The organism is Pantoea sp. RSPAM1, from assembly GCF_038816185.1.
In the GTDB taxonomy this organism is placed as follows: Bacteria; Pseudomonadota; Gammaproteobacteria; order Enterobacterales; family Enterobacteriaceae; genus Pantoea; species Pantoea ananatis.
The window spans coordinates 39,980-53,578 of record NZ_CP046137.1 but is presented as its reverse complement, the minus strand read 5'-3'; the positions used below and the strand labels follow the sequence as shown (position 1 = coordinate 53,578).

Sequence of the window (13,599 nt, the reverse complement as noted above, 5' to 3'; positions counted from 1 at the left end):
GATAATTATTTATTGTGCACTTGCTCGCAAAAAAATATGAAAGCTTTATGACGCCCGACAGGTTTCATCTCGCAATCGGTGAGTCTGAAAATGTAAAATTTTCGATCACGCTCATAAATACAGAAATAAACCAAAAAACGTAATAGCGGGATAAAAATCAGTAATTGCTGGCAGCAGAAAATAAGGTGAACAATTCATCCGCCTGGTTCATAGCCTTACAACGACAATAACCGTACCCTACAGGATGACCATGATGAAAATGAAACCTGCATTACTCGCAGCTCTTGCAGCGCTGGCCCTGTTCAGCCAGGCCAGTCTGGCAAAAGAAGTCAAAATTGGCATGGCAATCGACGATTTGCGCCTGGAGCGCTGGCAAAAAGACCGTGACATCTTTGTCAAACAGGCTGAGGCGCAGGGCGCAAAAGTCTTCGTGCAGTCAGCCAATGGCAATGAAGAAACGCAGATGTCGCAAATTGAAAATATGATCAACCGTGGCGTTGATGTGCTGGTTATCATTCCCTACAACGGTCAGGTATTGAGTAACGTAGTGGCAGAAGCCAAACGTGAAGGAATTAAAGTTCTTGCCTATGACCGCATGATAAATAACGCCGACATCGATTTTTATATTTCCTTTGATAATGAAAAAGTGGGTGAAATGCAGGCGGAAAGCCTGGTGAAAAAGGTACCAAAAGGAAATTACTTCCTGATGGGCGGATCACCTGTAGATAATAACGCCCGCCTTTTCCGCGCAGGACAAATGAAGGTGTTAAAACCTTACATCGATAACGGCAGCATTAAAATTGTTGGCGACCAGTGGGTGGATGCCTGGTTGCCGGAAAACGCGCTGAAAATTATGGAAAATGCCCTGACCGCCAACAAAAACAATATTGACGCAGTTGTCGCCTCTAACGATGCCACTGCGGGCGGTGCCATTCAGGCGCTAAGCGCTCAGGGGCTGGCTGGTAAAGTGGCCATTTCCGGGCAGGATGCGGATTTGGCTGCCATCAAACGCATTATGAACGGCACCCAGACCATGACGGTGTACAAACCCATCAAAGAGCTGGCTACCGAAGCCGCGAAGATTGCCATCGAGCTGGGGAACGGTCAGACGCCAGCCAGCAACGCCACGCTCAATAACGGCCTGAAGGATGTGCCAGCGCGCCTGCTGACGCCGATTGAGGTCAACAAAGACAACATCGACAGCACCGTGGTGAAAGACGGTTTCCACAAGAAAAGCGAGCTCTGATCGCGCTACGCGAAGGAGAGTAAACGATGTTGCTGGAAATGAAGAACATCACCAAGCGCTTTGGCGCGGTGAAGGCGCTGGATAACGTCAGCCTGCAGCTGGATGCCGGTGAAGTGCTGTCGCTGTGCGGTGAAAACGGCTCTGGCAAATCGACGCTAATGAAAATCCTGTGCGGGCTCTATCCGCACGGGGATTTCGACGGGCAGATTCGCTTTGCCGGGGAGGATATTCAGGCGCAAACCATCCGCGATACCGAACGCAAAGGCATTGTCATCATCCATCAGGAGCTGGCGCTGGTGCGGCAGCTCACGGTGATGGAGAACATCTTTCTTGGCGCAGAGCTGGGGCGCTTCGGCATGGTGGATGATGAAACCATGACGCTGCGCTGCCAGCAGCTGCTGGAGCGCGTCAAACTCAACGTCTCGCCGGATACGCGCGTGGGCGAACTGGGCCTTGGGCAACAACAGCTGGTGGAGATTGCCCGAGCGCTTAACAAGCAGGTGCGCTTACTGATCCTGGATGAGCCCACCTCATCGCTGACCGAGCAGGAGACGACCGTGCTGCTCAGCATCATCCAGAACCTGCGCGAACATGGCATTGCCTGCGTGTACATCTCGCACAAGCTCAACGAAGTGAAGGCTATCTCGGACACGATCTGTGTCATTCGCGATGGTCAGCACATCGCCACCCGGCCAGCGGCAGGCCTGAACGAGGATGACATCATCACCATGATGGTCGGTCGCGAACTCACGGCGCTTTATCCTCATTCGCCTCACGACATTGGCGACACGGTATTGCAGGTCGATAACCTGACAGCCTGGCATCCGGTTAACCGTCATGTGAAGCGGGTGAATAACGTCTCCTTCACCCTGCGAAAGGGCGAAATTCTCGGCATCGCCGGATTAGTCGGTGCAGGCCGGACTGAAACCGTGCAGTGCCTGTTTGGCGTCTGGCCGGGACGCTGGCAGGGCGACATCGCGATTAATGGCCAAAAAGTCACGATTCGCGACTGCCAGCACGCCATCGCGCACGGCATTGCCATGGTGCCGGAAGATCGTAAAAAAGACGGCATCGTGCCGCTGATGGGCGTAGGCAAAAACATCACGCTGGCCGCGCTGGACCAGTTCAGTCACCGGCTTTCCACCCTTGATGAGGCCGAGGAACTGCAAGCCATCAACGCCGCCATTGCACGACTGCGGGTGAAAACCTCTTCGCCTGAGCTGCCGATTGGTCGCCTCAGCGGCGGTAATCAGCAAAAAGCGATTCTGGCGAAGTGCCTGCTGCTCAACCCAAAAATCCTGATTCTGGACGAGCCGACGCGCGGCATTGATGTTGGGGCGCGCCAGGAAATCTATGTGCTGATCAACGCCCTGGTACAGCAGGGCATCTCGGTAATTGTGATTTCGTCTGAGCTGCCTGAAGTGCTGGGCCTGAGCGATCGCATTCTGGTTATGCATGAAGGGCAAATCAAAGCCGATCTGATTAACGACAATCTGACTCAGGAGCAGGTGATGGAAGCCGCCCTGCGGAGTGAACATTATGCTTAACAGCGAGAGTAAACCTGCCGTAGCGGCACCGGCTAACAAGCACGTATCCAGCAAGCTCGGCCTGCGTAACCTGCAGGTGCTAGTGATGCTGGGGGCGATTGTCTTGATTGCCCTGTTCTTTACCTGGACCACTGACGGCGCCTGGCTCAGTCCGCGCAACGTCTCTAACCTGCTGCGCCAGACGGCGATCACCGGCATTCTGGCCGTGGGCATGGTTTTTGTGATTATTTCCGCCGAGATCGATCTCTCTGTTGGATCCATGATGGGCCTGCTGGGCGGCGCGGCGGCGATCTTCGATGTCTGGCTGGGCTGGCCGCTGCCGCTGACTATCGTGGTCACGCTGGTGCTGGGCTTGTTGCTCGGCACCTGGAACGGTTGGTGGATAGCTTATCGCAAGGTTCCTTCATTTATCGTTACCCTGGCCGGTATGCTGGCGTTTCGCGGCATTCTGGTGGGCATCACCGATGGCACTACCGTGGCACCGACAAGCCCGGCGATGTCGCAGATCGGTCAAAGCTATCTGCCTGGGGGGATCGGTTTTGGCTTTGGCTTTGCGGGCCTGGCGCTATTTATTCTGTGGCAGTGGCGCCTGCGGCTGCGCCGTCAGCAACTGGGCCTGGCTCAGCCAGCCGCCACCGGCACCGTAGCGCGGCAGGCCATTACCGCCGTTCTGGTACTGGGTGCGATCTGGCTGCTGAATGATTATCGCGGCGTACCGACACCGGTCCTGCTGCTGGCATTGCTCATGCTGGTGGGGATGTTTATGGCCACCCGCACCGCCTTCGGGCGGCGTATCTATGCTATTGGCGGCAACATTGATGCCGCGCGGCTCTCCGGCATTAACGTGGCGCGCACCAAGCTGGCGGTGTTTGCCATCAACGGCCTGATGGTGGCGATTGCCGGGCTAATCCTCAGTTCGCGCCTGGGGGCCGGTTCGCCTTCCGCCGGGAATATCGCCGAGCTGGATGCGATCGCGGCTTGCGTGATTGGTGGCACCAGCCTGGCCGGCGGTGTCGGTTCCGTCGCGGGCGCGGTGATGGGCGCGTTTATTATGGCCTCGCTGGACAACGGCATGAGTATGATGGATGTGCCGACCTTCTGGCAGTACATCGTTAAAGGTGCGATTTTGCTGCTGGCCGTGTGGATGGACACGGCAACGCGCCGCCGTATGTAATCGTGTGAACGATCACACTGTGGCGCAAACCATTTCTGTGGCGCATCCGGCTGTGCTATGCAATGCGCTGGGAGTTAAAGGGATGTGCCACTATGCATGAAAAACGATACCGCATTACCCTGCTGTTTAACGCCAACAAGGTTTACGATCGTCAGGTGGTAGAAGGCGTTGGCGAATATTTACAGGCTTCGCAGACCAACTGGGATATTTTCATTGAGGAGGATTTCCGCTGCCGCATTGAGAATATCCATGAATGGCTGGGCGACGGCGTCATCGCAGATTATGACGACAGTGCCATTGAGCGTTCGCTGGCGGACGTGGCAGTGCCGATTGTCGGCGTAGGCGGCTCCTATCACCGTGAAGAGGATTATCCGCCAGTACACTACATCGCCACCGACAACAGTGCGCTGGTGGAAAGTGCCTTTCTGCACCTGAAAGCACGCGGCATCAACCGTTTCGCCTTTTACGGTTTACCGGCTTCCAGCGGCAAACGCTGGGCGCAGGAGCGCGAACTGGCGTTTCGTAAAATGGTCATGCGTGAACGTTACATGGGCGTCGTCTATCAGGGCATGGAGACTGCCTCTGAGAACTGGCAGCATGCACAAAACCGCCTGGCCGACTGGCTGCAAACGCTTCCTCCCCATACCGGCATTATTGCCGTCACCGACGCCCGCGCGCGTCATCTGCTGCAGGCCTGTGAATACCTGAAGATTCCGGTGCCGGAGAAGCTGTGCGTGATTGGTATTGATAACGAAGAGCTGACGCGTTACCTGTCGCGGGTAGCGCTGTCCTCCGTGGTTCAGGGCTCGCGCCAGATGGGTTATCAGGCCGCCAAACTGCTGCATCGCCTGCTGGATAAGCAAACCCTGCCTCTGCAGCGTATCTTAGTACCGCCGGTAAAAGTCATCGCCCGCCGCTCTACGGACTTTCGCTCACTGCACGATCCCGCCGTGATCCAGGCGATGCACTTTATTCGCTTCAACGCCTGCAAGGGGATTAAGGTAGAGCAGGTGCTGGATGCGATTGGCATGTCGCGCTCAAACCTGGAGAAGCGTTTCCGGGACGAAACCGGCGACACGATTCATGCCATGATCCACCGTGAGAAGCTGGAGAAGGCAAAGGAGCTGCTGGCGGGCTCGTCGCTGAGCATCAATGAGATCTCCCAGATGTGCGGCTACCCGTCGCTCCAGTATTTCTACTCTGTGTTTAAAAAAAGCTATGCCACCACGCCGAAGGAGTACCGCCAGGAGAATGGCGAGGTGGTGTAGATGCTTAACGAAGGAATGTCCAATGCTCAAGGTCCGCAAAGCCCTACCAGAGGATTACTCTGCCTGGCTAACCCTCTGGAAAGGTTATCTGCATTTTTACCGACAGAACCTGGACGATGCCGTCACGTTATCGACCTGGCAGAGAATACAGTCGCCCGAATCAGCGTTAATGTGTTGGCTGGCCGAATTTGATGGCAAGGTGACGGGCTTCGTGGTCTGCGTGATACATGAAGGCACATGGTTTACACAGCCCGTATGCTATCTGGAAGATCTCTTCGTTGAAGAAAATGCGCGTGGCGTGGGAGCGGGAAAAGCGCTCATCACTAGGGTCTGCGATGAAGCCCGTGAGGCGGGCTGGGCAAAGGTGTACTGGGTGACAAATGAAAATAACCCCGCGCGTAAACTCTACGACAAGCTAGCCCAGGTTGATGATGTTGTTCGCTACAACATCAGGTTCTGAAAACCGACCGCTCAGCACCCTCCCAATCGCGCAGGATACTGCCCTTATTAAAAGAATCAGGGCAGAGATTAATAACCTCTCTCCCCCTTTTATTGGCATCTGCCAATAATAAAAATAATCTGTGATAAATATCTCAATATTATAGTATTGAGATTCATTGCGACCCTTATTCATTTTTCCTCTGTTTTCAAGGCGCAGGAAGGCTTCTCCAGTGGCTGACATTCCGAAAACAGAAAAAACCCCATTGAAATAAACTGTGCGCGATCACAAGATGGATATGTTTACTAAAAAATAATAATCAGTAAATTTTGAGGCCAGTTATGCAACATACACTGTTACCGACCACCTTCGAGCTCCAGAAGGCATTTTTCCGTACTCAACCCGTAGAGATCGTCAAGGCAGCGGGGTGCAGCGCGACGTTATTTACCTATGAATCAGGAATCGAAGCCGTGCGGCTGAAAAACGCTCGCGGTCATCTGGTGGTGCTTCCTTATTTTGGTCAGATGATCTGGCAGGCCATGTTTGATGGCGTTGACCTGACAATGCAAAGCCGTTTTACCGAGCCACGCCCTGCCAGCGATATTGTCGGCACCTACGGCTGCTTTATGTATCACTCAGGGCTGCTGCGCAACGGTAACCCCACAGCGGAAGACACGCACGCTTTGCACGGTGAAATGCCTGTTGCACCTATGCAGCGGGCACGTATTGAAACGGGCGAGGATGCGCAGGGGCCGTGGCTGGCGCTGGTGAGTGAGCGTGAATACCTGATGGGATTTGGAGACCATTATCTGGCCCGGCCGCGGGTGGTGATCCGTCCGGACAGCGCGACCTTTGAGGTGTGCATGGCGGTAGAGAACCTGTCGCTCAATCCCATGGATCTGATGTACATGTGCCATGCTAACTTTGCCTATGTCGAAGGCGCTCGCATCATTCAGCCTGCGGCCTTTACGGCAGCCGACACGGTGATCCGTTCGTCAGTACCGGCCATCGTGAAAGCGAATGATGCCTATCTGGCAAGGCTTGTGCAGCTCAGGCACGATCCCGCCAGCACAGAAGTGCTTAACGCTGAGTTGCAGCCCGATCCCGAACTGGTTTTCTATATCAAAAATCTGCGTAAAGCCCAGGATGGTCAGGTCCATGTCATGCTCAGGCGGCCGGAAGGTGATGCCTTTACGGTGAACTATAACCCGGAACACTTCCCGTTTCTGACGCGCTGGATTCTGGCGAATAACATGCAGAAGGTGTGCGCCTTCGCGATGCCGGCGACCTGCGGCGTTGAAGGTTATCTGGCAGAAAAGCATGCCGGGAATGTGCGGTCACTGGCCGGAGGGGAACGGGCCTGCTTCAGCATCACGCTCGGCTACCTTAACGCGCAGGAAAGCCAGCATGAAGAAGCCCTGATCCACGATTCAGTTTGATCGCTGCCGCGATTTTGTTAATGAAATGTGTGAGCTTTATCAAAGAAGGAATCTTTAGCGGTGTCAGGTAATTTACTTTTTTATTCATTTAAGTAAATTCTTGAGTGTGCCAGGACAATTATGCGGTTTGTTTTGGAAAACGAGAAAAACCCTTAACCGGTAGAACGGTTTATTTTCTCTTCTTATTACTAAGAATGCCCACTTTTCAGGGTTGATTATTTATCTGCTGTCGTCATTGCCGGCAGCGGACGTTTTATATCAATTTCTGACAAGAGAAGATTTCATCATATTAATGATAACCAGGGGTAGCAAAATGAATCGCCGCAATATAATTAAACTGTTAAGCATCTCTACGCTGTTATCCGTCTCAGTAAGTTTAGCCTTTCCCATGTCCGCACTGGCCTCCGAAACCAAAACCATGGTGACCGTAGTGAAAGAAGCCGGTGTGCCCTGGTTTAATATCCTTAATCAGGGATTAAAAGAGGGCGGTGAAAAAAACAATCTTAAAACCTCAATGGTGGGACCTACGCGAGCCGATCCTGCGCAGCAGGTGAAGCTGATTGAAGATTTGATTGCCAAAAAAGTTGATGTGATTGGTTTGGTTCCGCTGGATACCAAAGTCACCGCGCAGGTCGTAAAGCGTGCGCGTGATGCGGGCATCATGGTGATCACTCAGGAAGGTCCAAACCAGGAAGGAAAAACCTGGGATGTAGAGCTCATGAGCGCGAAAGCTTACGGCGAAGCACAGATGAAAGCCCTGGCGCGCGAGATGGGTGAAAAAGGGGAATACGTCGTGCTGGTCGGCACGTTGACGACCACGGGTCACAATCAGTGGGCCGATGCCGCTATCGCCTATCAAAAAGAGCACTACCCGAATATGAAACTGGCCGCCGACCGCTTTCCTGGCGCGGACTTTATCGATGAATCCGAGCGGGTTACGCAGGATATCCTGAAAGCCCATCCGAACGTGACGGGCATTATGTCGATGGGCTCGAACGGCCCGATCGGTGCAGGTAACGTGCTGAAAAAACGTCATCTGGAGAAAAAAATCGCCCTGGTGGGGACCACTATTCCCTCCCAGGCGCGGGCATACATCATGTCTGGTGTGATTCGTGAAGGTTTTCTGTGGAGTCCGAAAGAGGCCGGGCTGGCCATGACGGATGTGGCCCGCCTCGCGCTGGATAATGCGGAATTTAAAACCGGCATGACCATTCCGGGTTTGGGGGAAGCTACTGTGGATAACGAAAACAAGGTGATCATGGTGGACCGCATCCTTCAGATCACCAAAGCCAACATTAACGATCTCGTCAAACTCGGTCTTTAATTCTCACCATCAATGCTGATGCTGGCCAGGTTCAACAGAACCCGGCCAGTTCCCCGTATTCTGATTAGGTAAGGGATAGTGCTATGCCTGCATTTTTACAACTCGATGGCATATCGAAAATATTCGGCGGCGTGCATGCACTTTCAGATGTCAGCCTCACGCTTGAAGAGGGCGAGGTACATTGTCTGTGCGGACAAAATGGCTGCGGTAAGTCGACGTTGATCAAAGTGATGTCTGGCGTACATCAGCCCGAGCCGGGTGGCCGTATTACGATTAGCGGAAATGAGGTTTCGCCGCTAACGCCAGTAGAAAGCACTCGTCTGGGCGTGCAGGTGATCTATCAGGACCTGTCTCTGTTCCCTAATTTAACCGTGGCGGAGAACATTGCCATCGGTCAGCATACCGGCCGCTTCAAACGGGTTAACTGGAAAAAGATTTATGAGATAGCGGCCGAAGCGGTTGCGCGCATTGGCGTTTCGCTCGATCTGAATGACAAAGTGGCAGATATCTCTATTGCTCAGCGTCAGCTGGTGGCAATTTGCCGGGCGATGGCGGCGAATGCCCGGCTGGTGATTATGGATGAACCCACATCCTCCCTGACGCGCCATGAAGTGGACGCCTTACTGAAGCTCACGCTGCAGCTTAAACAGCGCGGCATCACGATTGTGTTTGTCAGCCATCGTCTGGATGAAGTGCTGGAAATTGCTGACCGCGTGACCGTGATGCGCGATGGCGTGAAGCTAGGCACCTTTGATGCCCGCGAGATGTCAGACCGTAAACTGGCCACGCTGATGACGGGTAAAGAGTTCCATTATGAATCCGTTGCCAAAGACAGACCGCAAACCGAAACGGTGCTCGAAGTCAGCAACTTGTCCCGTAAAGGTGAGTATCGGGATATTTCGTTTGATATCCGGCGTGGCGAAATTCTCGGTCTCACCGGCCTGTTGGGGTCGGGACGCACCGAATTAGCGCTGAGCCTGTTTGGTCTGACGCGCCCACATCAGGGCGAAATAAAACTCCACGGTCATGTCGTAAAAATGCGATCTAACCGCGATGCTATTGAACACGGCATTGCCTATCTGTCAGAAGATCGTCTGGGACTGGGCCTGGTACTGGAGCAGTCCATTAGCGCTAACATTACGCTTTCTGTAGTAGAGAAGCTGGTGAACAAAGCCGGACTCATTCGTGACGACCTGTATGAGCAAACGGTCAACGACGCGATTGCCTCCCTGACTATTAAAGCCGGTAATCCCGACAACAAAGTCAAAACCTTGTCAGGCGGCAACCAGCAGCGGGTGGTGCTGGCAAAATGGCTGGCGACGCAACCCAAACTGCTGATCCTGGACAGCCCCACCGTGGGCGTCGACATTCATGCCAAAGACGGTATTTACGCCATCGTGCGGAAACTCGCCGCCAGCGGTATTGCCATCATCATGATTTCCGATGAGATTCCCGAGATTTATTATCACAGCGATCGGGTGTTAGTGATGCGCGGCGGCAGGCTTAATGGGGAATACTTCCCTGGCCGCTGCAGCGAAGAAGAATTAAAGGAGGCAGTAAATGCGTGATTTCCTCCCGCGTTTTATTCACACCCACGAATGCCGCCTGCTGGCGGTAATGACCCTGATGATTGTGTTCCTGACCGTATTCACCACGGAGTTCGCAACCTTACAAAACCTCCTGGACGTTTCAGGCGCAACAGCCTTCATTGGCATCATGGCTGCGGGCCTGCTGGTGGTGATTATTACCGGCGGCATCGATCTCTCTTTTGCGGCCACCGCTTCCATTACCCAGTATGTCGCCCTGACCTTAGCGAACAAAATGGGGCTGGGCTGGGTGGGCATTTTTGCCATTGCTATCGGTCTGGGCATCGTACTGGGTTTTATCAATGGCGTGCTGGTTAACGTGCTGCGGACCTCCGCGCTGATTATCACCATTGCAACGCTAAACGTTTTCTTCGGCATTCTGCTGACGGTGACCAGCGGCCAGGACATTTTCATGCTGCCGGACTGGTTTAACGCCGGGTTTGAACTGGTGTTCTATACCGATGCGCAAGGGGCGACCTATGCGCTGAACTTCCAGATTATCGCTCTGATTCTGGCGTTTGTGTTGACGTGGCTGCTGCTCAACCGAAGTAACACCGGTCGACAAATCTATGCCACCGGTGGTAACCCGGATGCTGCGCAACGCGTGGGCTTCAACGTGTTCAAACTGAATATGCTGGTTTATGGCTATATGGGGGCGCTGGCCGGTCTGGCGTCGCTGGTTCAGGCACAACTTGCCCAGTCGGTTTCCCCGACGGCACTGGTTGGCAGGGAACTGGACGTGGTGGCGGCGGTGGTTATCGGCGGTGCCAGCCTGACCGGCGGTAAGGGAACCGTTCTGGGCACCGTACTGGGCGTGGTGCTGATTGCCGTGATGCAGAATGGCCTGATCCTGCTGGGTGTTTCATCTTACTGGTCGTTGTTCAGCACCGGCCTGGTGATCATCGCCGCTATGATCATGATGGCCAGAGAAACCCGCAAACAGAACAAGCTCGTCGATGAAGGAGCAGTATCATGAAGCAGACTGGCAACGTGTTGGAGCAGGTGGAAAAACGGCTGGGAACCACCAACGTCCGGCTGCTGTTTATTCTGATAGTTATGGTGATCGGTCTTGGGCTACTTGAAGGCGACAAACTGTTTGCGGCGGCAGGTTTGCGATCGATGGGCTTCCAGCTGCCGGAACTGGGATTTCTTGCGCTCGCCATGATGATTCCTATGCTTTCCGGCGGTATCGATCTTTCGATCATCGCCACCGCCAACTTGTGCGCGTTAACGGTCGCCTACACCTTGACCACCTTCATGCCTGAAATGCAGGGGACATCAGGGGATCTGCTACAAATTGGCGCACTGCTGCTGGGCCTGGTGTTGTCAGCCCTGGTGGGTTTACTTAATGGCGTGCTGGTGGCCTACCTGCGCGTGCCGCCGATGCTGGCGACGCTGGGCACGATGACGGCGGTGAAGGGCATTGCCATTGGATTCAGCCATGGCGATGTGATTTCCGGCTTTCCGGCGCCGATTGTGTTTATCGGCAACGGTACGGTGTTTGGCATCCCCTTTGCGCTCATCATTTTTGCACTGGCGATTATTCCGTTAAGCATTTTCGTCAATAAAACCCCACTGGGCAAATCGATTGCCATGATCGGCTCCAATGAAAGAGCGGCCCATTATTCCGGCATTAACACGCGCAAAAGCCTGGTATGGGTTTATCTGATCTCGGGCTTATTTGCCGGTATCGCGGGCATTATCATGATGGCGCGTTTCGATTCGGCGAATGCGGCCTACGGTGAAAGCTACCTGCTGGTCGCTATTCTGGCTGCGGTACTGGGCGGGATCGATCCACTGGGTGGATTTGGCCGGGTCAGCGGCGTGATTCTGTCGCTGCTGATTCTGCAGTTGGTGTCTACCGCCTCGATTCTGCTCGATCTTAGCCAGTTCATCACGCTCGCGTTGTGGGGCGCGATTTTGATAGTGGCATCGGGCGGTGTTGTGCTTAAAGAGTGGCTCTCTGAGCGGCGCAAGCTCCGCAATAAAGCGCCTGCTGTCACGCGAAAGGCGTAAGTTTTGTAAACCCTTGTTGATGCATCGCCATGCCGACCATGGGGCGGCGTGGCTATCGGACCTCATGACATGATAGATTTAAAAAATAATCATCCAACAAGGTATGTCATGAGTAATCGAGCTGATGATGTCAGTGCTATAGGTCCCCGGTTACGACTAATGATTGCCTCATTGACGTCTCTTGAAGCCCGGTTGGTTCACGCCGTGTTATCAAACGATTTTGATGAGAATGTCTCTATTAAAGCCATTGCCAGCCGTTGCGAAATGTCAGAGGCGATGGTGGTGAAGACAGCAAAGAAGTTGGGTTTCAAGGGGTTCAAAGAGTTACGCATAAAAGCAGCCCTGTATAACCGCCTGCCCATCACCGAAATGCACCAGGAGCTTTCTCCCAGCGATACCACGCGTGAGATCGTCAGTAAGGTCTTTCGCACCTCTGTTCAGGCTATTGAAGAAACACTGGCTATCCTGGATATGGCGGCCTTTGAAAAAGCCGCAGATCTGCTGGCAAACGCCCGCCAGCGAGACTTCTACGGCTTCGGTGGCTCGGCGCAAATCGCGCGGGATGCGGTGCATAAGTTTTTGCGCATCGGCACGCGGTCGGCCGCCTACGACGATCCGCATATGATGTTGATGTCGGCTGCGTTACTGAACGAACAGGATGTGGTTGTCGCCATTTCACATTCCGGCCGCACTAAAGACATTATCGAAGCGGTGAAGGCCGCGCAGCTGCAAGGCGTCCCGGTCATTGCCATTACCAATTCCATTGGTTCACCACTGGCTAACCTTGCCGATACCGTTATCTGCTCAACGGCTCAGGGCTCGCCGCTGACCGGTGAAAACGCGGCGGCGCGCATCGCACAGTTAAATATCCTGGACGCGCTGTTCGTTGTCGTCGCGCAGCGTGACTATGCCCAGGCCGAACGCCAACTGGGCCGCACGATGCTGGCCGTTGCCCATAAACGCTAATAGCGATAACCACTTTTCACAGGAGCCTCGAATGGCATCACGGGCGCATCACTATCAGGTCAACGTACGCTGGACGGGGAATCGCGGCACCGGGACGCAGTCTTACACGGCGTATGACCGAAACGGCGAGCTGACCGGTGAAGGTAAAGCCACGGTCGCACTCAGTGCCGATCCGGCATTTCGTGGTGATGCCGCACGCTGGAATCCAGAGGAGCTCTTGCTGGCGTCAGTTTCGGCCTGCCATAAGCTGTGGTATCTGCATCTTTGTGCCGATGCCGGCGTTATTATTGACGCTTATGAGGATTCAGCCGAAGGCACCATGGTCGAAGGAGATCGTGGCCATTTTACCCGCATCACGCTGAAACCCAGAGTGGCACTGCGTAATAAAGATGATGTAGCCCGAGCCGAAGCACTGCATCATCACGCCCACGAAGCCTGTTTTATCGCAAATTCGCTGAATTTTCCGGTGAGTTTTGAACCGATGTTTGTTTAAGGATACAGAACAAGGTCTCAGTTAAAACACACACGTTAATTCAACGTTTTATCAGCCAGGGTCGCGCGCCATGCCAGAGTAGTCGATTGGCGCTCAACGCC

Annotated in this window: 12 protein-coding genes; all 12 read left to right on the top strand. The window is 54.0% G+C overall.

Features of this window, described 5'->3' with window-relative positions; genetic code table 11:
* The first annotated feature begins 253 nt into the window (after positions 1–253).
* Positions 254–1,246, top strand: a complete 993-nt coding sequence (gene xylF, locus GKC68_RS00760) for a D-xylose ABC transporter substrate-binding protein (RefSeq protein ID WP_019104653.1) — start codon at positions 254–256, stop codon at positions 1,244–1,246.
* A gap of 26 nt (positions 1,247–1,272) precedes the next feature.
* Positions 1,273–2,793 (top strand): xylose ABC transporter ATP-binding protein, encoded by a 1,521-nt coding sequence (locus tag GKC68_RS00755; RefSeq protein WP_264215404.1) that lies wholly within the window; start codon positions 1,273–1,275, stop codon positions 2,791–2,793.
* The gene (xylH, locus tag GKC68_RS00750) at positions 2,786–3,967 is read left to right on the top strand and encodes a xylose ABC transporter permease XylH (protein WP_022623736.1); all 1,182 of its coding nucleotides are present in this window, start codon (positions 2,786–2,788) and stop codon (positions 3,965–3,967) included. Before GKC68_RS00755 ends, xylH begins: the two co-directional genes overlap by 8 nt.
* 92 nt (positions 3,968–4,059) lie before the next feature.
* Complete coding sequence (xylR, locus tag GKC68_RS00745; protein WP_028725343.1) at positions 4,060–5,235, top strand: D-xylose utilization transcriptional activator XylR; 1,176 nt, start codon at positions 4,060–4,062, stop codon at positions 5,233–5,235.
* A 22-nt stretch (positions 5,236–5,257) separates the two neighbouring features.
* Complete coding sequence (locus tag GKC68_RS00740; protein ID WP_058705861.1) at positions 5,258–5,695, top strand: GNAT family N-acetyltransferase; 438 nt, start codon at positions 5,258–5,260, stop codon at positions 5,693–5,695.
* 320 nt (positions 5,696–6,015) lie between these two features.
* Positions 6,016–7,113: an aldose 1-epimerase family protein gene (locus tag GKC68_RS00735; protein WP_028725346.1), complete on the top strand. Its 1,098-nt coding sequence runs from the start codon at positions 6,016–6,018 to the stop codon at positions 7,111–7,113.
* 313 nt (positions 7,114–7,426) lie between these two features.
* Positions 7,427–8,437 (top strand): autoinducer 2 ABC transporter substrate-binding protein, encoded by a 1,011-nt coding sequence (locus tag GKC68_RS00730; RefSeq protein WP_064365711.1) that lies wholly within the window; start codon positions 7,427–7,429, stop codon positions 8,435–8,437.
* A gap of 83 nt (positions 8,438–8,520) precedes the next feature.
* On the top strand, positions 8,521–10,005 hold the full coding sequence (locus GKC68_RS00725) for a sugar ABC transporter ATP-binding protein (RefSeq protein ID WP_028725348.1): 1,485 nt from the start codon (positions 8,521–8,523) through the stop codon (positions 10,003–10,005).
* On the top strand, positions 9,998–10,999 hold the full coding sequence (locus GKC68_RS00720; protein ID WP_342656509.1) for an ABC transporter permease: 1,002 nt from the start codon (positions 9,998–10,000) through the stop codon (positions 10,997–10,999). Before GKC68_RS00725 ends, GKC68_RS00720 begins: the two co-directional genes overlap by 8 nt.
* Positions 10,996–12,039, top strand: a complete 1,044-nt coding sequence (locus tag GKC68_RS00715) for an ABC transporter permease (protein ID WP_047713549.1) — start codon at positions 10,996–10,998, stop codon at positions 12,037–12,039. The genes GKC68_RS00720 and GKC68_RS00715 overlap by 4 nt, the downstream gene beginning before the upstream one ends.
* Before the next feature lie 69 nt (positions 12,040–12,108).
* Positions 12,109–13,005, top strand: coding sequence for a MurR/RpiR family transcriptional regulator (locus GKC68_RS00710; protein WP_047713548.1), 897 nt, complete (start codon positions 12,109–12,111; stop codon positions 13,003–13,005).
* Positions 13,006–13,036: 31 nt separating this feature from the next.
* Positions 13,037–13,498: an OsmC family protein gene (locus tag GKC68_RS00705; protein ID WP_047713547.1), complete on the top strand. Its 462-nt coding sequence runs from the start codon at positions 13,037–13,039 to the stop codon at positions 13,496–13,498.
* The last annotated feature ends 101 nt before the right edge of the window (positions 13,499–13,599 follow it).

Coding starts and splice junctions, on each gene's coding strand:
- GKC68_RS00715 (WP_047713549.1), top strand. CDS start 10,996: ATGAAGCAGACTGGCAACGTGTTGGAGCAGGTGGAAAAACGGCTGGGA.
- GKC68_RS00735 (WP_028725346.1), top strand. CDS start 6,016: ATGCAACATACACTGTTACCGACCACCTTCGAGCTCCAGAAGGCATTT.
- GKC68_RS00710 (WP_047713548.1), top strand. CDS start 12,109: ATGATAGATTTAAAAAATAATCATCCAACAAGGTATGTCATGAGTAAT.
- xylF (WP_019104653.1), top strand. CDS start 254: ATGAAAATGAAACCTGCATTACTCGCAGCTCTTGCAGCGCTGGCCCTG.
- xylR (WP_028725343.1), top strand. CDS start 4,060: ATGCATGAAAAACGATACCGCATTACCCTGCTGTTTAACGCCAACAAG.
- xylH (WP_022623736.1), top strand. CDS start 2,786: ATGCTTAACAGCGAGAGTAAACCTGCCGTAGCGGCACCGGCTAACAAG.
- GKC68_RS00755 (WP_264215404.1), top strand. CDS start 1,273: ATGTTGCTGGAAATGAAGAACATCACCAAGCGCTTTGGCGCGGTGAAG.
- GKC68_RS00730 (WP_064365711.1), top strand. CDS start 7,427: ATGAATCGCCGCAATATAATTAAACTGTTAAGCATCTCTACGCTGTTA.
- GKC68_RS00725 (WP_028725348.1), top strand. CDS start 8,521: ATGCCTGCATTTTTACAACTCGATGGCATATCGAAAATATTCGGCGGC.
- GKC68_RS00740 (WP_058705861.1), top strand. CDS start 5,258: ATGCTCAAGGTCCGCAAAGCCCTACCAGAGGATTACTCTGCCTGGCTA.
- GKC68_RS00720 (WP_342656509.1), top strand. CDS start 9,998: ATGCGTGATTTCCTCCCGCGTTTTATTCACACCCACGAATGCCGCCTG.
- GKC68_RS00705 (WP_047713547.1), top strand. CDS start 13,037: ATGGCATCACGGGCGCATCACTATCAGGTCAACGTACGCTGGACGGGG.